This is a genomic window from Variovorax sucrosi (assembly GCF_051216635.1).
Taxonomy (GTDB): Bacteria; Pseudomonadota; Gammaproteobacteria; order Burkholderiales; family Burkholderiaceae_C; genus Variovorax.
On the sequence record NZ_JBPJZU010000002.1, the window covers coordinates 422,064 to 443,022 of the forward strand.

Below are 20,959 nucleotides of genomic sequence, written 5' to 3' on the forward strand. Positions count from 1 at the left end.
AATGAATGCACACAGATTCACGCCGATCACTTGGTCGGAATCTGCCCCGCCCCGGAAGCAGGCGCGGCCGGTGCCGAAGCGGGTGCGCCAGCACTCGGCGCCGCAGGCGTGCCGGGGGCCGGAATCTGCGCTGCAGCGCCCGAAGCAGCCGGCGCGGGTGCACCCGCGGCCGCGCGCTCGAGCAGGCTGTTGCCGCCCGACGCGGGACGCGCATGGCTGAAATAGGCCAGCAGCAGCGTCGAGACAAAGAAGACCGCCGCCAGCACGGCCGTGGTACGCGACAGGAAGTTCGCACTGCCGCTGGCACCGAACAGGCTGCCGGCACTGCCGCTGCCGAAGGCCGCGCCCATGTCGGCACCCTTGCCGTGCTGCACCAGGATGAGGCCAATCATCGCCAACGCGGTGAGCATCTGCACGCCGACGAGGATGTTGAGGACCATGTTCATTTCTTGTTTACTCCTAAGGGGGACGGCCGCGCTCAGCGCGCGGCGGCAATGATCTGCAGAAAGTCGGGGGCCTTGAGCGACGCGCCGCCGATCAGTCCGCCGTCGATGTCGGGTTGAGCCAGCAGTTCGGACGCGTTCGCCGCGTTCATGCTGCCGCCGTAGAGGATCCGGATTCCGGCAGCGTGTTCGCTGGCGGCGTGGTGCAGTTGCGCACGCAGCACCGCGTGCACGCCCTGCGCCTGCTCGGGCGTGGCCGTCTTGCCCGTGCCAATGGCCCAGACCGGCTCGTACGCCACCACGATCTCGCTGATGCAGTGGCCGTTGACATGGATGACCGCGGCGAGCTGGCGCTTCACTACCTCTTCCGTGCGGCCGGCTTCGCGCTCCGCGAGCGTCTCGCCCACGCAGACGATCGGCGTGATGCCGTTGGCGAGCGCAGCCGCCGTCTTGGCCGCCACGACGTCGTCGGTCTCACCGTGGTACTGGCGCCGCTCCGAATGGCCGACGATGGCATAGCGCACACCGAAGTCCTTCAGCATCGCCGCCGACTGCTCGCCGGTGAAGGCGCCCTGCGGCTGCGCCGAGAGGTCCTGCGCGCCCAGCGCGACGGGCGAGCCCGCCACCATCGACTGCACCTGCGCGAAGTACGGCGCCGGCACGCATACCGCGACATCGCAGCCCGGTGTGCCGACGCCCAGCAGCAGCGCCTTCAGCAAGGCGTCGTTGGCCGACAGGTTGCCGTTCATCTTCCAGTTGCCGGCAATCAGCTTGCGTGGAGTCATTGGTCGTCTCGTTCCGTTGTTCACCAGGTCAGCACGATCTTGCCGATGTGCTGGTTCGATTCCATCAGGACATGGGCCTGGGCTGCGCCGCTCGGGTCGCCGACGGCGGCAAACGTGCTGTGCACGACCGGTTTGATCGCGCCGCTTTCCAGCAGCGGCCACACCTTGTCGTGCAGCGCCTGGGCGATAGCGCCCTTGAAGGCGATCGAGCGCGGCCGCAGCGTCGAACCGGTGACCGTCAGGCGGCGACGCAGCACCAGTCCGGCGTTGAACTCGGCCTTGATGCCGCCCTGCACCGCGATGATCACCAGCCGGCCGTCTTCGGCCAGGCAGTCGATTTCGCGTGCGACGTACGCACCCGCGACCATGTCCAGCACCACGTCGACGCCCTTGCCGTCCGTGATGCGCTTGACTTCGGCAACGAAGTCGCTCGACTTGTAATTGATCGCGTGGTCGGCGCCCAGTGTCAGGCAGGCCTCGCACTTGTCGTCGCTGCCGGCCGTGACGATCACCGTCGCGCCCATGGCCTTGCCGAGCTGGATGGCGGTCACGCCGATGCCGCTCGAGCCGCCCTGGATCAGCAGCGTCTCGCCCTTCTGGAGGCGACCGCGCTCGAACACGTTGCTCCAGACGGTGAAGAAGGTCTCGGGCAACGAAGCCGCATCGAGGTCGCTCCAGCCCTTGGGCACCCGCAGGCACTGCGCGACAGGCGCCACGCAGAGTTCGGCATAGCCGCCGCCCGCCACCAACGCGCAGACGCGGTCGCCGACGCCCAAGCCGGCTTCGGCCATGGCCTTGGCATCGCCCGCGACGATCTCGCCGGCCACCTCGAGGCCCGGCAGGTCGGACGCGCCCGGCGGCACCGGGTAATTGCCAGTGCGCTGCAACACGTCCGGGCGGTTCACGCCGCTGGCCGCGACACGGATCAGCAGTTCGCCCTCGCCCGCCACCGGGTCCGGCCGATCGACGACACGCAGCACGTCCGGCGGACCGAACGAAGTGATTTCAATGGCTTTCATGATGGGAAAGACGGAGGCGGCCTGCGCCACCTACCGGCTCCTTTCTCAGCCTTGCTGGTCGCCGCCGCGGTTCGCGTCCGGCGTCGGCTGTGCGGCGCCCTGCTCGGGTGCTTGCTCGCCGCCGTTGGCACGCTCTTCGAAGCGCGGAGGACGATCACCGCGCGGCGCGCGGTCGCCACGGTCCTCGCGCGGTGCACGATCGCCACGGTCTTCACGCGGGCCACGGTCGCTGCGCGGCGGACGGTCGCCGCGGTCTTCGCGCGGTGCACGTTCCTGGAATTCCATGCCGGCCGGACGCTCGGTCAAGGCCTTCATCGACAGCTTGACGCGACCCTTTTCGTCCGTCTCGAGAACCTTGACCTTCACGATCTGGCCTTCGCTCAGATAGTCCTGCACGCGCTCGACGCGTTCATGGGAGATCTGGCTGATGTGCAGCAGGCCGTCCTTGCCGGGCAGCAGGTTGATCAGCGCGCCGAAGTCCAGGATCTTCGTGACCGGGCCTTCGTACACCTTGCCGATCTCGACTTCCGCCGTGATCTGCTCGATGCGCTTCTTGGCCAGCTCGGCCTTTTCCGGATCGACCGATGCGATCGTGATGGTGCCGTCTTCGTCGATATTGATCGTCGTGCCGGTTTCTTCCTGCAGGCCGCGGATGACCGCGCCGCCCTTGCCGATCACGTCGCGGATCTTCTCGGGGTTGATCTTCAGCGTGGTCATGCGGGGCGCGAAGTTCGACACTTCGGTCTTGGCTTCGCCCATCGCTTCCTGCATCTTGCCGAGGATGTGCATGCGCGCTTCCTTGGCCTGGGCCAGGGCGACCTGCATGATTTCCTTCGTGATGCCCTGGATCTTGATGTCCATCTGCAGTGCGGTGATGCCGTTGGTCGTTCCGGCCACCTTGAAGTCCATGTCGCCCAGGTGATCTTCGTCACCCAGGATGTCGGTCAGCACCGCGAAGCGGTTGCCTTCCTTGATCAGGCCCATGGCGATGCCGGCCACATGCGCTTTCATCGGCACACCGGCGTCCATCATCGACAGGCAACCGCCGCAGACCGAAGCCATCGACGACGAGCCGTTCGACTCGGTGATTTCCGAGACCACGCGAACCGTGTACGGGAATTCTTCCTTCGACGGCAGCACGGCGACGAGCGCGCGCTTGGCCAGGCGGCCGTGGCCGATTTCGCGGCGCTTGGTCGAGCCCATGCGGCCGACTTCACCGGTGGCGAAGGGAGGCATGTTGTAGTGGAACAGGAAGCGGTCTTCGTATTCGCCGGCCAGCGCGTCGATGCGTTGGGCGTCGCGTTCGGTGCCGAGCGTGGTGATGACCAGCGCCTGCGTTTCACCGCGGGTGAACAGGGCCGAGCCGTGGGTGCGCGGCAGCACGGAATTGCTGATCTCGATCGGGCGCACGGTGCGCGTGTCGCGACCGTCGATGCGGGGCTCGCCTTCGAGGATCTGGCTGCGGACGATCTTCGATTCGATCGCGAACAGCAGGTCGTTGACCTTGCCCGAATCGAAAGGCTCTCCGCTTTCCTTCAGCGCAGCCATCACGCTGGCATTGGCTTCGCGCAGGGCTTGCGTACGGGCCTGCTTGCTGCGGATCTGGTAGACCGCGCGCAGCTTTTCTTCGGCCAGGCCGGTGACCTTGGCAACGAAGGCTTCGTCTTCGGCCGGTGCCGACCAATCCCACACCGGCTTGCCGGCGTCACGGACCAGTTCGTGGATCGCGCTGATCGCGATAGTGGCCTGCTCGTGGCCGAACACCACGCCACCCAGCATGATCTCTTCCGACAGTTGCAGGGCTTCCGATTCCACCATCAGCACGGCCGCTTCGGTACCGGCGACGATCAGGTCCATCTGCGAATCCTTGCGGGCGGTCTGGCCCGGATTCAGCACGTACTGGCCGTTGATGTAGCCCACGCGGGCCGCGCCGATCGGGCCGCTGAACGGAATGCCGGAAACCGACAGCGCGGCAGAGACGCCGATCATGGCGGCGATGTCGGCATCGACTTCAGGGTTGAGCGACAGTGTGTGGATGACCACATGCACTTCGTTCAGGAAGCCTTCGGGGAACAGCGGGCGGATCGGGCGGTCGATCAGGCGGCTGGTCAGCGTTTCGTGTTCGCTGGGCTTGGCTTCGCGCTTGAAGAAGCTGCCGGGGATCTTGCCCGCGGCGTAGGTCTTCTCGATGTAGTCGACGGTCAGCGGGAAGAAGTCCTGGCCGGGCTTGGCGGACTTGGAAGCGACGACGGTGGCGAGCACCACGGTGCCGTCGATGTCGACCTTGACGGCGCCGCTGGCTTGGCGAGCGATTTCACCGGTTTCCATGACGACGGTCTTGTCGCCCCATTGGAAGGACTTGGTGACTTTGTTGAAGAGGCTCATGCTTTGCTCCTGTTTTGAGAGCGGCGAACCGCCGGACCGGCAGTACCCGCAGGGGTGGAGCGCTTCCCAGAACACGATGCCATTCCAGTGAAGCTCGGTCCGAACTTCAATGGAATGACACAGCTTCGCTCTGTTTTGACGCTCCGAAACTTGTTGTTCGCGAAGTAAAAAACGCCTGAGCTAGCGGACTAACCCAGGCGTTTTTTGCATGCGATTCGAATTACTTGCGCAGGCCCAGCTTGGCGATCAGCGCGGTGTAACGGTCGGCATCCTTGGACTTGAGGTAGTCGAGGAGCTTGCGACGACGGCTCACCATGCGCAGCAGACCGCGACGGCCGTGGTGGTCCTTGGCGTGGGTCTTGAAGTGGGGGGTGAGTTCGTTGATGCGAGCGGTCAGCAGTGCGACTTGCACTTCCGGGCTGCCCGTGTCGTTGGCGGCGCGGGCGTTGTCCTTGACGACTTCGGCCTTGATGGAGGCTGCGATCATGATGATTTCCTTCGTTCCAAATAGTTTGACTTGCGGTGTGCGCTGGAACTGCACGCACCGTGTGCCTTGCGGCGTAGAGCCAAACATTATAGCCAGAAGCGCGGAGCGCGCACCCCGCCCTCGCCTACCGGCGGTTCCTGGCGAGCCAATCCTTCAGGCGCTCGACGCCCTGCACCAGTCGCTGCGGGTCTTTCGACGCAAAACACCAGCGCAGCCAGCCTTGCGCCTCGGGGGCGAACGCGTTGCCCGGCGCCAACCCCAGGCCGGCCTCGGTGACCAGCCGTTTGGCAACGTCCAGGGAATCGTCGAAGCCGTCGAGCTTGAAGAAGGCATACATGCCACCCTTGGCGGGGGCCACCTGCACGCCCGGCACGGCGGCCAGCAGCGGCACCAGCACGTCGCGACAGGTCTTCAGGTGCGCAACGACGCGCGGCGTGATGTCCGCGCCGTGTTCGATGGCGGCGATGCCGGCGCGCTGGGTGAACACGCTGGCGCAGGAGGTGTTGAACTCGATCAACTTGCCCATGCCATCCATCAGCGCCGGCGGCAGCACCAGCCAGCCTAGCCGCCAGCCGGTCATCAGGAAGCTCTTGGAGAAGCTGTGGGCCACCACCAGCCTATCGTCCGGCGTCGCCACATCCAGAAAGCTCGGCGCGCAACCATTCGGCGTCGGCTCGAAGTACAACCGCTCGTAGACCTCATCGGCCAGGATCCAGGTGCCCGTCTTGCGGCAATGGTCGAGGATGGCGCGCTGCTCGTCGCCGGTCAGTGTCCAGCCGGTCGGATTGTTGGGCGCGTTGACGATCAGCAGCTTGGTGCGCGGCGTGATCGCCGCGCGCAGCGCGTCGAGGTCGAGCGTCCACTCCCCGCTCAACGGCTTCAGCGCGACGGTGCGGACCGTGGCGCCCATGATGGCCGGCTGTGCCACCAGGTTGGGCCACACTGGCGTCACGGCCACGACCTCGTCGCCCGCATCGACCAGCGCCTGCACCGCCAGCATCAGCGCATTCACGCCGCCGGAAGTGACGGCGATGCGGGACGCGTCGATCCGCGGGTGCAAGCTGCTGGCGTAGCCGGCAATGGCCTCGCGCAATTCGGGCAGCCCCAGGTTGTGGGCGTAGAAGGTCTCACCGCGCTGCAGCGAATCGATCGCGGCTTGCCGCACGACCTCGGGCGTGACTTCGTCGCTCTCGCCGAACCAGAAGGCGAGCACGTCGTCGCGGCCGATGCCGGCGTTGGCGACTTCACGGATCTTGGAGGCCTCGAGGTCGAGGATGGCTTGGCGCATGTCTGTTTCTCCGGCCCGACTCAGGGGCGTTGCATCTTGCAGGTGGTGGGCATTTCGGCACGCTCGGCGGCGACGGTTTTCACCACGCGAAAGCCGTAGCCCGAGCCTTCGACGTCGAACTTCACCCCGGGCGCGCCCTGCCTGTCCATCATGCCGACGACCAGCTGTTGCTGAAACTGGTGGTCTGCCGCGCGCATGCGGCCGCGTTGGCCGGCCAGCGTGACGTCGGCGCGCTCCAGGGCGCGCGCGACTGCCACCGTGTCGGTGCTGCCGGCCCGCTCGATCGACTGCGCCAGCGACTCGACCAGCAACTGCATGCGCATGTGCACATAGTCTTCGGACGCCTTCGGGAAGCGCGCGCGAAACGACTGGTAGAAAGCTTCGGACGGTGCCGTCTGCACGTTCGGCAGCCAATCGGCCACCGCGATCACGCGGCCGATGCCGGCGTCGCCGATGGCCGCCGGCGCCCCCAGCGCGTTGCCGTAGAAGGTGTAGAAGCTGCCGTTGAACCCGGCCTCGCGCGCCGCCTTGACCAGCAACGTGAGGTCGTTGCCCCAGTTACCGGTCATCACCGCCTGCGCACCACTGGCCATGATCTTCGTCGCATAGGGTGAGAAGTCCTTGACCCGCCCCATGGGATGCAGCTCGTCACCCACCACCTGCACATCGGGCCGCAACGCCGCGAGTTGCCGCTTCGACTCGCGCAGCACGGCTTGGCCAAAGCTGTAGTCCTGCCCGATCAGGTAGACACGCTTGAGCGATGCGTCGTCCTTCACCACGTCCATCAGCGCAGTCACGCGCATGTCGGCATGGGCATCGAAGCGGAAGTGCCAGAAGCTGCAGCGCTCGTTGGTCAGCACCGGGTCGACCGCGGAGTAGTTGAGGAAGATCACCCGGCGCGATGGATCGCGTTCGTTGTTCTTGTCGATGGCATCGACCAGCGCCGCCGCCGTCGCCGACGAATTGCCCTGCAGCACGATGCGCGCACCGTCGTCCATGGCCGCGCGCAGTGCCGACAGCGCTTCTTCGTTCTGACCCTTGCTGTCGTAGCGATCGAGCTGCAGCAGGCGTGCACCGCCCGGCAGCTTGACGCCGCCGCGGGCGTTGACGCGCTCCACGGCCCACAGGATGTTGCGAAACACGGCCTCGCCGGTGTTGGCGAAGGGGCCGCTCATGCTTTCGATCAGGGCCAGGCGGATCGGGCCCGCCGGCTGGGCCTGTACCACGGGCGCGGCCACCGCTGCGCATAGCGCCGAGGCCGCGAATTTCAAGGCCCGACGGCGCCAAATAAAGCTCTGGTTCATTCTCTTGAAACGCGTGCCGGCAGGCCTAGATGAGGTGGCAAGCGGCACTCATGTGGAAGGGCCGCGCAGTGTACGGGACACACCTTTCTTGTCCCATTGTGTTCATCCCCAGGAGTCTCGCCATGTTTTTCGCACCCACCGTCCGCACCGCCCGCTTCGCACCCCGCGCCTTCGACCGCAGCTTCGAGCGCTTCGTGAACGACGCCTTTCCGAGCGGCCCGCAGCGCTCGCTGAACGTCGAACAGGACGACAAGACCTGGACGCTCAGCCTGGACGTGCCCGGCCTGTCCCGCGATGACCTCAGCATCGGCATCGAAGGCGCCGTCGTCCGCATCGAAACCAAGGCCGACGCCAAGCGACCCTTCAAGGCCGCCTACGAGCTGCCGCAAGACATCGACGTCGCCGGCAGCGAAGCCAAGCTCGAGAACGGCGTTCTGACGCTCAAGCTGGGCAAGGTCGCACCGGTGAACCGCGTACAGCCGCTCGCCATCAACTGAGTCAGCGGGGCGGCATCACGCCGCTTTTGCTTACACTTTTTCCGCCCTCATGTCAGCCGGCCACATTTGTGACCGGCTTTTTTTATGCTTCAATGTGAAAGGTGTGTAAAACATCACGCCAAGTGATTGTTTTACAAAACGTTTTTATTAATTCGAGATCGCGGTTCCGCTGCAAAACCGGTGCTCAGCGGGACTTCGGCATGAAGGGGGCTTCCCGTTGGACACACATCTCCAGACAGCCAAGCCAGGCCAGCGTTCGGACACGCTTCTGGTGTTCCTGCCGGGTGCGTTTCTCAAGCCGGAAGAGTTCGAACGGGAAGGTTTCGTCGCCGCCGTGCGCGAGCGTGATCTGGCCGCCGACGTCATGCTGGTCGACGCCAACGTCTCCTACTACTACGACCAGAGTTTCGTCCAGCGGCTCAGCGACGACGTCCTCGCGCCGGCCCGGCGTTCCGGCTATGGCGCGATCTGGCTGGTCGGAATCTCGATCGGTGGCTTCGGTGCCCTGACCCATGAACTGAGCCGACCCGGCCTGGTCGACGGCATCGTCGCGCTGGCGCCCTACCTGGGGCGCCGCCCGCTCGGGGCGGAAATTCAGAAAGCGGGCGGCCTGCGCGCCTGGAAGGCCCCTGAAACGCCCACCGACAACGAGATCGACCGCCAGCTCTGGCCCTGGCTGCAGCAATACGGCTCCCCCCAGCCGGCCGCCAGCGAACTCCCTCCGCTGTATCTGGGTTACGGCCTGGCCGACCGCTTCGCCGCGAACCACCAGCTGCTGGCCGAGGTGCTGCCCAGGGGCCACGTCTTCACCACCGACGGCGGCCATGACTGGCCGGAATGGTCCCGCCTCTGGCGCAGCCTGCTCGACGTGCTGCCCCTGCCTTCGTTCGCAACCCCGAAGACACAGCCTGCCGCGATGCCGATGCCGGCCTGACGCGGCGGCCGCGACAATGGGCGGTTCGGCACATCCGCTGCCGCTGCTCATTCAGGGAAGATTGCATGAAGCCACTCCGGGGGACCACCCTCGCCTGCGCCTTGGCGCTCCTGGCCGTCCCGGCCACGCATGTGCATGCCACGGGTACCCTGGTCCCGCTGCCCGCAAGCTCCGCGGGTGCCCAGGCCCAGGTCTTCTTCTCACCAGGCGATGACACCGACCGTGCCATCGCCCAGGCCATGGCGCAGGCACGCCAGCGTGTCTGGGTCGCCGGCTACTACTTCACCTCCTCCACCATCGCCAAGGCGCTGGACCAGGCGCATGCACGCGGGCTCGACGTGCGTGTGGTGCTCGACCGCTCGCAGGTGAGCCTGCGGTATTCGAGTGCGACCTACTTCCACAACCACGGCGTGCCGCTGTGGATCAACGCGCGCTACCCGGTCATGCACCACAAGTTCGTGGTCATCGACCAGGACACGGTCGGCTTCGGTTCGATGAATTTCACGCGCGCCGGCGCCCAGCAGAACGCCGAGAATTTCAACCTGTTCCGCCGCTGGCCCCAGCTCGCCGGCACTTATGCAACCGAGTTCCAGCGGTTGCAGAAGGAGTCGGCGGCGTACCGGCCCGGCATGGTGCTCGACGCCGACGGCAGCGCCGAAGAGAAGCCGTAGCCGCGCCCATGCACCGATCTCGCGCCAGATCGCCGAGTGCGTTGGCGCTGGCGCACTTGGCCGCCGAGCGGAACAGCACATCGACCGAGGGCCCCTGCGGCAGACGCTTTCGAGCCGACTGGCGAACGCGGCGGTGAACGTCTCCGGCATGTGCTGCACGGCGCAGCGGCTGGATTAGATGGCCCAGCGGCCAGGCTCGACGGCGGGATTCCCGCCCTCTCCAGCGGCATGAACTTCGGGCACCCGGTCTGTGCGTGCCGCGAAGCTCACCACTTGTCGTCGCTCTTCGACGGCGTGGCGGGTGTCACCAAGGGGCCAGCAGCCGGGCGCGCCTGGGCGGGTCGTTGTGCTGCCGCAGGCGCGGCGGCGGGCTGAGCCTTGGCGACAGCGACGCCCTTGAGTTCATCGCGCAGCTGCAGGCCGCCGAGGGGCAACTGCTCCAGGTTCGAGCGCACGTTCTCCAGCCGGCCATAGGACAGGTTCGGTGTCACCCGTTCGATCACCAGTTCGCAGCACGGCGACTCGACGCGGCCGAGGCTCTGGCCCGTCTGCGGATCCTTCATCTCGGTGCCCATCGTGACCATCGCGTAGCGCGCGCCCTCTTTCATCGCCTGGCCGCCCTGGCTGAGCACCACGTTGGTCCCGTCGCGTGACACGACGGTCACCGGGAAGGTCCGCCGCAGCACCGAGGTCACGACCTGGTTGACCAGGTCGGTGCTCATGTCCTGCAGCACCTTGCCGCCATCCACGCCGCGCCCGAGCGTGGTGGCCTCGGTCGAGGGCGCATTGCCGCGCAGCGCGTCCGATGCCATCACCTGCCGTGTCGCCACGTTCACCAGCTTCTGGGTCAGCGCCCATCCGCCGGAGTAGCTCACCAGCTCGCGGTCGCTCGTCTTGAGCTGGCGCGCATGCCGGTTGTAGGCCAGGTTGCTCACCCGGCCGCTCCAGACCAGGTCCGCGCTCGCAGCCTGCGAGAGCTTGGCGAGTTCGGCGCTGGGCGCCTGGCCCGACGAGATCATGTCGAGTTCGCCCTGGATGTCGGGGCTGAATTCCCGATCGAGCACCGCGAAACGGCCGGTCTGCACCAGCGCGTCGCTGATGCGCTGCCGCAGGGTGGCGCCGACTTCCGCCGATGGCACCGAGCGGTCGCCCATCGGAAGGCTGGCGCTGTCGAACCGGATCTGGCCGATGACCAGCTTGACCTTCTGCATCTCTGCCGAGGGCTGGAACTTCGCGATCTGGGCCTCGATGGTGGCCTTGTACTGCTTGCCGCCGAGCACGCCCGGCTCCTTCATCTCGACCAGCTTGAAGTTCTGGATCACGCCACCAGAGCGCTGCGTGACCGCATCGGCAAACGCGCTGCCGCGCAGCGAGGCGGCGTCCTGGCCGAGGCTGACGTCGAGGCCGAACTTGACGCTCACGCTCTCGGACTGCACCGCAGCGCCGTTCACCTGAAGAATGGCCAGCTTCATGGCATCGGCCACCGCCTCGCCGGCCGATGCGCCATAGCCTTGTGCCGTGGTCTGCACGTTCGAGAGCTTGCCGACATCGGGCGCCGGCGCCGCGACGCTCATCGGCGTCGGCGCGGGCGCCGCTTTTTCAGGCTCGGCCTTGTTGCAGGCAGCCAGCAGCACCGCCGCAGCGACGGCGCTCATACAGAGGAGTTGACGCATGAGTGGTCAGCCGACGTTCAAAGCGCCTTGAGCGCGTCGTTGGCATCGGTCGGCACCGGAATGTCCTGGCTTTGCGCGAACGCGATCGCGTTCTGCAGTGCGCCGCCGACGTTGGACATCGAGCCGGGGAAGTTCGAGACGATATAGACCGCCGACTGCAGCTTCGGCAGTTGCAGCGGCGAGGCGCTCTTCAGGTTCGAACCCATGGTCGACACGTTCTTGCCCACGGCAACCAGTTTGGTGGTGCCGGTGCCCAGGAGCACGAGGCCCTTCGAATACAAGGCCTTCGAATTCGCATCCAGCACCGGCTTCTTCGCCATCTCGGCGGCGACGGCGCTGGTCGATGCAGCGACCGCCTTGTTCGACTCTTCCAGCGAATCCTTGGTGGCGCCTTCGGTCAGCGACGCCGAGGTTGCGGCAGAGGTGGCTGCCGCGGTCTTCAGGCCCAGCGCCTCGGCCATCAGGCTGTTCGCATTCAGCACGTCCTTGTTCGCAGCCACGTAGCCGCGCACCAGCGAATCCTGCTGGCCAGTGAGGTCGCCGGCCGACGCGCCGCCGCCGCCGACCAGGCCTTTCACGCCGGAAACGGACGGCATGGAGAACTGTGCGTTTGCTGCGGTGCCGGCACCGAGAGCGAGGATGGCGGAAGCGATGGTGATCTGAAGCTTGTTCATTGTTGTGTCTTTCGAGAAGTGTGCGATTGGTTTTGGAAGATGGAGGGCAGGCCGGCTTACTGGATGCCCTTGGCCGTCAGCTGGCTCGTGAGCTCGCGCGCCGCGTTGTTGGCGGCCTGCGTGAGCGCACTGCCGCGCGCGGTCGATTCGTCGGGGCCCACGCCGGCGTACTGGATGGGGCCGACGGCCGCCTGGGTCGACGGGATGAGCTTGGACACGTTGTAGACCTTCGCATTGACGGTCACGCCCACGCGCACCAGGCCCGTGGCCGGGTCCTTGCCAGCCGGGGCGATGTCCAGCGTGCCGAGTGCGACGTAGGGCACGCCCGCCGTCCGCATGCCGGCGGCGATGGACTGCAGGGTGGCCGACTTCAGGTCGTTTCCGGTCTGGTAGTCCTCTTCGACCTTGGCCACCGAGAAGCGGCCACCGGTGGCCGGCTCGGCCATGCCCGCTTCGATGACCTCGAAGCCGGCACGCGCGAACATGCCGGTGAAAACGACATTCAGGTTGGCGCTCGGGTAGAGGCGGTAGGTGGCCTCGCTCGCACGCGTGACCGTGCTGCCACCCGTCTCGATGCTACGGCTGCGGTTGGCGGAGAAGTCGGCCGTCGCGGACGTCGACTCGTTGGTGCTGATCTGGTTGCCGCGGATCGACTCGCCCTCGGTGCCCTTGGCGGTGGTCGCGCCGCGTGCGTTGACACTGACGTTCTGGTCGACGCGCTTGTAGACGCGGTCGTCGAAGGACTTGACCGATGCCACCTCGCGCGAGACGAAGACGAAGACCAGCTGCGATTTCTCGGCAGCACCCGCCTTGGCGACGGCAGAGTTCGACTTCACCAGATTGCGCAGATTGGCCACGTTCAGCGAGACGCGAACAGCGACCGTGTACTGGCGCTTGTCGGGCGTGTCTTCTTCGCCCAGAACCGTCGATTCAAGGATGTACCGGTCGGGGTTCGCCAGGATCTTCTCCCGCACGACGTCGAAGTTTTCGCTCTCCGACTCGCCGGCTTCGGCGTAGTAGAACTCGATGGCCTTGAGCTGCGCCGCCTGCGTGGCCTTGGCCTTGTCGTCGGCCGACACCGACCGGCCTTGGTAGGTGACCGACGCCTTGCCGCGGGCCTGCTGAACCTGGGCCACCGAAGCGACAGCGAAGCACGCCAGGACGACGGCCATGAGTGAGCGAGTTATTTGCATTGGGACATCAGGAGGTTGGTTTTCAGGATTTGCGCTTCGATGTCGGGCGCTGCGGCCGCAGCCTTCACCCAACTCATGTCTTTGGTGGCGACCGCCGTCGCCAGCCGCGTGAACAGGCCGTTCCACGAGTCGTAGTACGCCGGGAAGTCATCCACGTAGGTCTGCGTGGCGGGGACGACCTTGGTCTCGCCGTTCTTCAACGCCGTGGCGAGGTAGGCCGTGCCCATCAGGGGCTGCTCGATCTTCATCGTGGCGTAGGTGCCATAGACGAAGCTGTCACCGGCCGCGACGGAGCCGAACTTCACCTTCTTGATGCCGGTGAGGTCCACCGAGATCGTGTAGTCGGGCTCGGGCAGCTTCAAGTTGAAGACGGTGCCGTCGGACACGCGCATGGCGAATACGTTGCCCACGGCGTAGCCCTGCGAATAAGGAATCAGCGGAACGCCCGCGCGGGTCGAGATCGCCTCGCTCACCATGTCCGCGGCCCACGTCTCGGCCATGCCCGGTTCGCTCTTGAGGTAGGGCGGCAGGCTGGCCATCACGCTCGGGTCGAGGCTGACCTTGGAAACCTTGAGCAGACGCGGCACCTGCGCCGGAAGGGTTGCACCGGCCAGGACGTTGGCATAGCGCGCGAAGATTCCCGGCTTGTTCGCGGCACCTTCGTACACGGCCTGCACTCGCGCGAGAACTTCGGCCTTCGTGGGCTCGCGATCGAAGACATCGATGTACGCGAAGCTCAGCGGATACGACCGGACGACGGTCATGCTCTTGAAGTCGAAGAACAGGGCCTGCGCACGGATCAGCACGAACAGCTTGCGCAGGCTGCCGAAGTGCTCGACCGACACGGTCTCCGAGTTCACCACCAGCGAGGTCACGATCGCCTGGTCGCGCCCCTTGAGCTCGTCGATCATCCCCGGCGCGATGGTCAGATGCCGGGGCGGCGCCGCAGCAATGTTCGCCTGGATGCGTGCGTACGCACGGTCTCCCGCCTGCTCCAGGCCCTTCTCATAGGCACGGGAATACGGAAAGCGCTGGTCCAGGCTGACCGCGTCGCCAGAGAACGCCAAGCCTGCCAAGGTGACCTGTGCCCCCTGTGCCTGTGCTGTCGTCGGTAAAAAGAAGGCGTGCAACGTGAGCACGCCGGCCGCCATGGCCCTGCCAAAAAACCTCAAGATCTCTCCCCCGATCGGCCCGCAGCGGCGAAGGCGATATGCCTGCCTGTACGCGCCCACATTTGTTATTCGTTAAGTTACGAACGTTTCCAAATGTACAAGATTGGGAGACAGGAGGATGTCGGCCGTATGACGTGCTGCCGCAACCCGCCGGCAGGGCCGCGGTAGGCCGCTAACCCGTGAACGTTGCCGGGGCGGCGGTGGCCGCAGTCTGCGCCAGGCTGTCCAGCGGCCAGCGCGGCTTGACGTCGAAGGCGTAGGCCTCGGTCGCTTCCTGCAGGCCGGCCTGCAGGCGCATGGCGGCGGCCATGGCGATCATGGCGCCGTTGTCGGTGCACAGGTGCAGTTCCGGGTAGTGCACCCGCACGCCGCGCTGCGCGCAGGCGGCGTCCAGCTGCTGGCGCAGCATCCGGTTGGCGCCGACGCCGCCGGCCACCACCAGGCGCTTCAGCCCGGTGTCCGCCAGGGCCGACAGGCTTTTCTTCAGCAACACCTCGACGATGGCCGCCTGCGTCGACGCCGCCAGGTCGGCCTTGCGCGCTTCCAGGTCGCCGCCCAGCTTCTTGGCCTGGGTGAGCACCGCCGTCTTCAGCCCGGCAAAGGAGAAGTCGAGGTCACCGCTGTGCAGCAGCGGCCGCGGCAGCTTGAAGGCCGCCGGATCGCCCTGCTCCGCCAGCTTGGCGAGCCAGGGACCGCCGGGGTAGGGCAGGCCCATCAGCTTGGCGGATTTGTCGAAGGCTTCACCGGCCGCGTCGTCAATGGTCTCGCCCAGGATCTCGTAGCGGCCGACGCCGTCGACGCGCATCAGCTGGGTATGGCCGCCCGACACCAGCAGCGCCACGAAGGGAAATTCCGGCGGGTCTTCGCTCAGGAAGGGCGACAGCAGGTGGCCCTCGAGATGGTGCACGCCGAGCACCGGTTTGCCCAGCGCCGCACCCAGCGCGCACGCCACGCCGGCGCCCACCAGCAGCGCACCGGCGAGCCCCGGGCCGCGGGTATAGGCCACGACGTCCACGTCGGCCAGCCGCTTGCCGGCCTCGTCGAAGACCGTCTGCGCGAGCGGCAGCACGCGGCGGATGTGGTCGCGGCTGGCCAGTTCGGGCACCACGCCGCCGTACGCCTGGTGCATGGCGATCTGGCTGTGAAGTGCGTGCGACGCCAGCCGCGGCACGGCCGCGCCCTGCCATTCGACCAGCGCCACGCCGGTTTCGTCGCACGACGATTCGATTCCCAATACAAGCATGGCCACGAGTGTAGGATGCGCCCGCTTCCGGGGCATGGATGTTGCTGCATGCCCCTTCACCACGACCACTCGAACCGCCACGACACGATGAAATCCGGACTGAGCTTCCTGATCGCCGCGCTGCGCAGCGAGATCGACGAACTCGATCAGCTGTCGCGCACCAGCGAACTGGTCGGCACCATCGGCCGGCTGGTGCATGCGCTGCAGCGCGAACGCGGCATCTCCAACGTGCTGCTGGGTTCCGGCGGCCAGCGCTTCGGGGCCGAACGCACCGCCCAGATCGCCGAGTCCACGCGGCTGGAGCAGGCGGTGCGCGAGCACTTCGACGCGCTCGAAGCCGACCCGCGGCGCCTGGGCAACAGCGCCCGACTGTTCAGCCGCATCGCCTGGGTGGTACCGGGGCTGGACGCCCTGCCCGCCCTGCGCCAGCGCATCGGCGCCCTGCAGCTGCCCGCGACCGAGGCCACGAACGGCTTCGTCAAGCTGGTGGCCGGACTGCTGGCGGTGGTGTTCGAGGCGGCCGATGGCGCCACCGACCCGGAGATTTCGCGCCTGCTGGTGGCCATGTTCAATTTCATGCAGGGCAAGGAACTGGCCGGCCAGGAACGCGCCTGCGGTGCTGCCGCCTTCGCGTCCGGCCGCAACGATGCGGCACGCCAGCAGCAGTGGCTGCACCTGATCGAATCGCAGGAGCGCTGCTTCCAGGTGTTCTCCGAATTTTCCGGCCCGGCGCTCGAAGCACAGTGGCTGGCCCACCTGCCGCCCGCGCAGACGGCCGAACTGGAGCGGCTGCGCCGCATCGCCTGCGCTGCGCCGGCGGGCGTGGCGCTCGACCCCGAACTGAGCCCGACCTGGTTCGACTGCTGCAGCCGGCGCATCGATGCCATGCAGACGGTCGAGGAACGCCTCGCAGCCGACCTGCGCCAGCTCTGCATCGCCAAGATCAGCCGCGCCCGCAGCGAACTTCAGAGCCACGAAGCCCTGCTCGTCCAGATGGCGCATCAGCCGCCGGCCGCGTCGATCGCCTTCTTCGACCCGCCGGACGTGCCAGCCACAGCCCCTGCCGCCAGCGGCGCGCCGACGTACGGCCGCCAACTGGAGCGATCCATCCTCGACATGGTGCAGGACCAGTCGCAGCGGCTGCAGGCGATGAGCGACGAACTCGACACGGTGCGCGCCTCGCTCAACGAGCGCAAGCTGGTCGAGCGCGCCAAGGGCCTGCTGATGGCGCACCGCCGGCTGAGCGAGGCCGAAGCGCACAAGATGCTGCGGCAGACCGCGATGAACCAGAACCGACGGCTCATCGACGTCGCCGAATCGGTGCTGTCGATGGCCGAATACCTGCCCGCCGACGGGAAGTCCTGAGCGCGATTGGTGCGTTGCACAACAATCGTGCCGTCGCCCCGGAAGCGCAAGATCGCCGACAAGGCATTGCCAGTGCTTGATGGTTTGCTATCTAATTTGTAGCAATCTATTTCAGATTCTGCTGGCACACCCCTTGCTTGTGAAGTTGCCATAGACCGACGAAGGTCTACAGGCAGGCGGCATCCAACGGCGGGTGTCACCCACCGACCGGACAAAGGCGTCCGTATCCGCCGAGGCTTGCTTCCCAGCAGCCTCGGCACGATGCGGACGCCTTTTTTGTTTTCGTCTTTCCATTCGCCACTTTCGCCGTCACCTCTTCCGGAGTCCGCCCCATGTCCGATCTGCTGAAAACGAAGTTGAGCCGCCGCCGCGTGCTGCAGGCTGCCGCCGCCGGTGCCGCCGGCATCGACCCGGCGCTGCGCGCCCTCGCCTACGCCCAGGGCTCAGACAAGCCCGAGAAGGCGGAGGTGAAGATCGGTTTCATCCCGCTGACCGACTGCGCCAGCGTGGTGATGGCCTCGGTGCTCGGCATCGACAAGAAGTACGGCGTGAAGATCGTGCCCAGCAAGGAAGCCAGTTGGGCCGGCGTGCGCGACAAGCTGGTCAATGGCGAACTCGACTTCGCCCACGTGCTCTATGGCCTGGTCTACGGCGTGCATCTCGGCGTGTCGGGCCCGAAGAAGGACATGGCCGTGCTCATGACCCTCAACAACAACGGCCAGGCGATCACGCTGTCGAAGAAGCTGGCCGACAAGGGCGCCGTCGACGCGCCCTCGCTCGCCAAGCTGATCGCCAAGGAAAAGGGCGACTACACCTTCGCGCAGACCTTCCCGACCGGCACGCACGCCATGTGGCTGTACTACTGGCTCGCCTCGGCCGGCATCGATCCGTTCAAGGACGTGAAGAACATCGTGGTGCCGCCGCCGCAGATGGTGGCCAACATGCGTATCGGCAACATGGACGGCTTCTGTGTGGGCGAACCCTGGGGCCAGCGCGCCATCATGGACGGCATCGGGGTGACGGCCACCACCACCCAGGACATCTGGAAGGACCACCCCGAGAAGGTGCTGGGCACCACCGCCGACTTCGTCAAGAAGTACCCGAACACGGCACGGGCCGTGACCGCCGCCATCCTCGAGGCCGGCAAGTGGATCGACGCCGGTCTGCAGAACAAGAACAAGATGGCCGAGACCATCGCCGACAAGAGCTACGTCAATACCAGCGTCGACGCCATCAACCAGCGCATCCTGGGCCGTTACACCAACGGCATGGGCAAGAGCTGGGACGACCCCAACCACATGAAGTTCTACAACGACGGCGCGGCCAGCTTCCCTTACCTGTCCGACGGCATGTGGTTCCTCACGCAGCACAAGCGCTGGGGCCTGCTCAAGGAGCACCCGGACTACCTGAAGGTGGCCACCGAGATCAACCGCATCGACATCTACAAGCAGGCCGCGGCCGCCACGCAGACCCCGGTTCCGAAGGACGTCATGCGCACCAGCAAGCTGATGGATGGCGTGGTCTGGGACGGCAAGGACCCGAAGAAGTACGCCGAGTCTTTCAAGCTGCACGCCTGAGGAGCCCACCATGGTCAGCGCCGTCTTTCACTCTCCCCTGGAGGCCACCGTGCCCCTGTCACCTTCGACTTCCGCGGCCAAGGCCGCCCCGGTTCCGGGCGCGAGCGCGAGCGCGGCCGACGCTGCAGCGCAGCCCGTGCGAACGCCCGCACGTCGGCCGCTCGACCTGCGCGCCTTCTGGATGCGGGTGTTGCCGCCGCTGGTCGGCTTCGGGCTGCTGCTGCTGGTGTGGGAGCTGATTGCGATGAACAGCACCACCGGCTTCCCCTCGCCGCTGGTCACGGGCAAGCAGGCGCTGACGGTCTTCAGCGATCCGTTCTACAGCAAGGGACCGAACGACCAGGGCGTGGGCTGGAACGTTCTGTCCTCGCTCCAGCGGGTGGCGATGGGCTTCGGCCTGGCGGCGCTGGTCGGCATTCCGGCAGGTTTCGCGATCGGCCGCTTCGAATTCCTCGCGCGCATGTTCAACCCGCTCATCAGCCTGCTGCGGCCGGTGTCGCCGCTGGCCTGGCTGCCGATCGGCCTGCTGGTCTTCAAGGGCGCCAACCCGGCCGCCATCTGGACCATCTTCATCTGCTCGATCTGGCCGATGGTCATCAACACCGCCGTCGGCGTGCAGCGCGTGCCGAGCGACTACATGAACGTGGCCAAGGTGCTGAACCTTTCCGAATGGAAGATCCTCACCAAGATCCTCTTCCCCGCCGTGCTGCCCTACATGCTGACCGGCGTGCGGCTGGCCGTGGGCACCGCGTGGCTGGTGATCGTCGCGGCCGAGATGCTGACCGGCGGCGTCGGCATCGGTTTCTGGGTCTGGGACGAGTGGAACAACCTCAACGTCGCCAACATCATCATCGCGATCTTCGTCATCGGCGTGGTCGGGCTGGTGCTCGAATTCGCGCTCATCAAGATCGCCACTGCGTTCACATTCGAAGAGGTGAAGTCATGAATGATGATTCCAAATTCATCGAAATCAGCGACGTCGAGCAGACCTTCAAGACGCCCAAGGGCAGCTTCCAGGCGCTGCGCGACATCCACCTGACGGTGGCCAAGGGCGAATTCGTCGCACTGATCGGCCACTCGGGCTGCGGCAAGTCGACGCTGCTGAACCTGATCGCCGGACTGACGAAACCGACCCACGGCACGCTGCTGTGCGCCAACAAGGAAATCGCCGGCCCCGGCCCGGAGCGCGCAGTGGTGTTCCAGAACCATTCGCTGCTGCCCTGGCTCACCTGCTACGAAAACATCTACCTCGGCGTGGAACGCGTCTTCGCGGCCACCGAGAGCAAGGCGCAACTGAAGGCCCGCACCGACGCGGCGCTGGCACTCGTCGGCCTCACGCCCGCCACGCAGAAGCGGCCCGGCGAAATCTCCGGCGGCATGAAGCAGCGCGTGGGCATCGCCCGTGCGCTGGCGATGGAGCCCAAGGTGCTGCTGATGGACGAGCCCTTCGGCGCACTCGATGCCCTCACCCGTGCACGCCTGCAGGACGAACTGCTGGCCATCGTGCAGAAGACGCACAGCACGGTGGTCATGGTCACGCACGACGTGGACGAGGCGGTGCTGCTGTCCGACAAGATCGTGATGATGACCAACGGCCCGTCGGCCACCATCGGCGAGGTGCTGCCGGTCAAGCTTCAGCGCCCGCGCAACCGGGTCGAGCTGGCCGAGGACCGCGACTACGTGCACTACCGCAAGGCGGTCATCGACTTCCTCTACACCCGCCAGGGCCACGTCGAGAAAGCGGCCTGACGCCGCCGCGCCCACCGCCACCAGCAGCGCAAAGAAGATCTTCAACAACCCACGAGGAGCCCCGATGACCCCCAACCAGATCCAGTTGGTCCAGGACAGCTTTGCGAAGGTGCTGCCGATCTCCGAGCAGGCGGCCGCCCTCTTCTATGCGCGCGTGTTCGAACTCGCGCCGGGCGTGCGCCCCCTGTTCAAGGGCGACCTGGTGGAACAGGGCCGCAAGCTCATGGCGATGCTTCGGACCGTGGTGGGCACGCTCGACCGGCTCGACGTGCTGGTGCCGTCGGCCCGGAAACTCGCCGAACGGCATGTGGGCTACGGCGTGCAGCCGGCGCACTACGCCGTGGTCGGCACGGCACTGATCGGCACGCTGGGCAAGGGGCTCGGCAACGCCTTCACGCCCGACACCCGCGCGGCCTGGGAAACCGCCTACGGCACGCTGGCCTCGGTGATGATCGCCGCCGCCATGCAACCCGCCGCCGCCGACTGACGCCAACCGCCCC

Annotated in this window: 20 protein-coding genes; 8 read left to right on the forward strand and 12 right to left on the reverse strand. The window is 66.4% G+C overall.

Annotated features, from left to right (window positions below):
* Positions 1-26 precede the first annotated feature (26 nt).
* From secG to ACSFBE_RS05080, 7 genes are all read right to left on the reverse strand, one after another.
* Positions 27-446 carry a preprotein translocase subunit SecG gene (gene secG / locus ACSFBE_RS05050; RefSeq protein WP_435489280.1) on the reverse strand — a complete coding sequence of 140 codons (420 nt, stop codon included), beginning with the start codon at positions 444-446 and terminating at the stop codon, positions 27-29.
* A gap of 32 nt (positions 447-478) precedes the next feature.
* Positions 479-1,228 carry a triose-phosphate isomerase gene (tpiA, locus tag ACSFBE_RS05055; protein WP_435489281.1) on the reverse strand — a complete coding sequence of 250 codons (750 nt, stop codon included), beginning with the start codon at positions 1,226-1,228 and terminating at the stop codon, positions 479-481.
* Positions 1,229-1,248: 20 nt separating this feature from the next.
* Entirely contained in the window at positions 1,249-2,247 is a 999-nt protein-coding gene (locus tag ACSFBE_RS05060) for an NAD(P)H-quinone oxidoreductase (protein ID WP_435489282.1), read from the reverse strand.
* Between the two features lie 45 nt (positions 2,248-2,292).
* On the reverse strand, positions 2,293-4,632 hold the full coding sequence (pnp, locus tag ACSFBE_RS05065) for a polyribonucleotide nucleotidyltransferase (RefSeq protein ID WP_435489283.1): 2,340 nt from the start codon (positions 4,630-4,632) through the stop codon (positions 2,293-2,295).
* 220 nt (positions 4,633-4,852) lie between these two features.
* Positions 4,853-5,119, reverse strand: coding sequence for a 30S ribosomal protein S15 (gene rpsO / locus ACSFBE_RS05070; RefSeq protein ID WP_007837783.1), 267 nt, complete (start codon positions 5,117-5,119; stop codon positions 4,853-4,855).
* A 124-nt stretch (positions 5,120-5,243) separates the two neighbouring features.
* Positions 5,244-6,407, reverse strand: coding sequence for a pyridoxal phosphate-dependent aminotransferase (locus ACSFBE_RS05075; RefSeq protein WP_435489284.1), 1,164 nt, complete (start codon positions 6,405-6,407; stop codon positions 5,244-5,246).
* A 20-nt stretch (positions 6,408-6,427) separates the two neighbouring features.
* Entirely contained in the window at positions 6,428-7,711 is a 1,284-nt protein-coding gene (locus tag ACSFBE_RS05080; RefSeq protein ID WP_435489285.1) for a branched-chain amino acid ABC transporter substrate-binding protein, read from the reverse strand.
* Between the two features lie 122 nt (positions 7,712-7,833).
* Here ACSFBE_RS05080 and ACSFBE_RS05085 point away from each other — a divergent pair, with 122 nt between their 5' ends.
* From ACSFBE_RS05085 to ACSFBE_RS05095, 3 genes are all read left to right on the forward strand, one after another.
* Positions 7,834-8,208 (forward strand): Hsp20/alpha crystallin family protein, encoded by a 375-nt coding sequence (locus tag ACSFBE_RS05085; protein ID WP_435489286.1) that lies wholly within the window; start codon positions 7,834-7,836, stop codon positions 8,206-8,208.
* 217 nt (positions 8,209-8,425) lie between these two features.
* Positions 8,426-9,142: an alpha/beta hydrolase-fold protein gene (locus ACSFBE_RS05090; protein ID WP_435489287.1), complete on the forward strand. Its 717-nt coding sequence runs from the start codon at positions 8,426-8,428 to the stop codon at positions 9,140-9,142.
* Between the two features lie 65 nt (positions 9,143-9,207).
* A complete protein-coding gene (locus ACSFBE_RS05095) occupies positions 9,208-9,813 on the forward strand; it encodes a phospholipase D family nuclease (RefSeq protein ID WP_435489288.1) in 606 nt (201 codons plus the stop codon).
* 266 nt (positions 9,814-10,079) lie between these two features.
* Here ACSFBE_RS05095 and ACSFBE_RS05100 read toward each other — a convergent pair whose 3' ends face one another.
* The 5 genes from ACSFBE_RS05100 to tsaD all read right to left on the reverse strand — a co-directional run bounded on the left by ACSFBE_RS05100 (position 10,080) and on the right by tsaD (position 15,768).
* A complete protein-coding gene (locus ACSFBE_RS05100; protein WP_435489289.1) occupies positions 10,080-11,468 on the reverse strand; it encodes a CsgG/HfaB family protein in 1,389 nt (462 codons plus the stop codon).
* Positions 11,469-11,503: 35 nt separating this feature from the next.
* Positions 11,504-12,160 carry a hypothetical protein gene (locus ACSFBE_RS05105; protein WP_435489290.1) on the reverse strand — a complete coding sequence of 219 codons (657 nt, stop codon included), beginning with the start codon at positions 12,158-12,160 and terminating at the stop codon, positions 11,504-11,506.
* A 56-nt stretch (positions 12,161-12,216) separates the two neighbouring features.
* Positions 12,217-13,332 carry a hypothetical protein gene (locus tag ACSFBE_RS05110; protein WP_435489291.1) on the reverse strand — a complete coding sequence of 372 codons (1,116 nt, stop codon included), beginning with the start codon at positions 13,330-13,332 and terminating at the stop codon, positions 12,217-12,219.
* Positions 13,333-13,343: 11 nt separating this feature from the next.
* On the reverse strand, positions 13,344-14,492 hold the full coding sequence (locus ACSFBE_RS05115; protein ID WP_435489292.1) for a hypothetical protein: 1,149 nt from the start codon (positions 14,490-14,492) through the stop codon (positions 13,344-13,346).
* A gap of 205 nt (positions 14,493-14,697) precedes the next feature.
* Positions 14,698-15,768: a tRNA (adenosine(37)-N6)-threonylcarbamoyltransferase complex transferase subunit TsaD gene (gene tsaD / locus ACSFBE_RS05120; RefSeq protein ID WP_435489293.1), complete on the reverse strand. Its 1,071-nt coding sequence runs from the start codon at positions 15,766-15,768 to the stop codon at positions 14,698-14,700.
* Positions 15,769-15,855: 87 nt separating this feature from the next.
* On the opposite strand from tsaD, the gene ACSFBE_RS05125 reads away from it, so the two are divergent.
* The 5 genes from ACSFBE_RS05125 (at position 15,856) to ACSFBE_RS05145 (ending at position 20,946) form a co-directional block, all read left to right on the forward strand.
* Entirely contained in the window at positions 15,856-17,133 is a 1,278-nt protein-coding gene (locus ACSFBE_RS05125; protein WP_435489462.1) for a nitrate- and nitrite sensing domain-containing protein, read from the forward strand.
* A gap of 332 nt (positions 17,134-17,465) precedes the next feature.
* Complete coding sequence (locus tag ACSFBE_RS05130; protein WP_435489294.1) at positions 17,466-18,710, forward strand: CmpA/NrtA family ABC transporter substrate-binding protein; 1,245 nt, start codon at positions 17,466-17,468, stop codon at positions 18,708-18,710.
* Positions 18,711-18,720: 10 nt separating this feature from the next.
* Positions 18,721-19,656, forward strand: coding sequence for a nitrate ABC transporter permease (gene ntrB, locus ACSFBE_RS05135; protein ID WP_435489295.1), 936 nt, complete (start codon positions 18,721-18,723; stop codon positions 19,654-19,656).
* Entirely contained in the window at positions 19,653-20,459 is an 807-nt protein-coding gene (locus ACSFBE_RS05140) for an ABC transporter ATP-binding protein (RefSeq protein WP_435489296.1), read from the forward strand. The genes ntrB and ACSFBE_RS05140 overlap by 4 nt, the downstream gene beginning before the upstream one ends.
* Before the next feature lie 64 nt (positions 20,460-20,523).
* Entirely contained in the window at positions 20,524-20,946 is a 423-nt protein-coding gene (locus ACSFBE_RS05145; RefSeq protein WP_435489297.1) for a globin family protein, read from the forward strand.
* Positions 20,947-20,959: the final 13 nt, after the last annotated feature.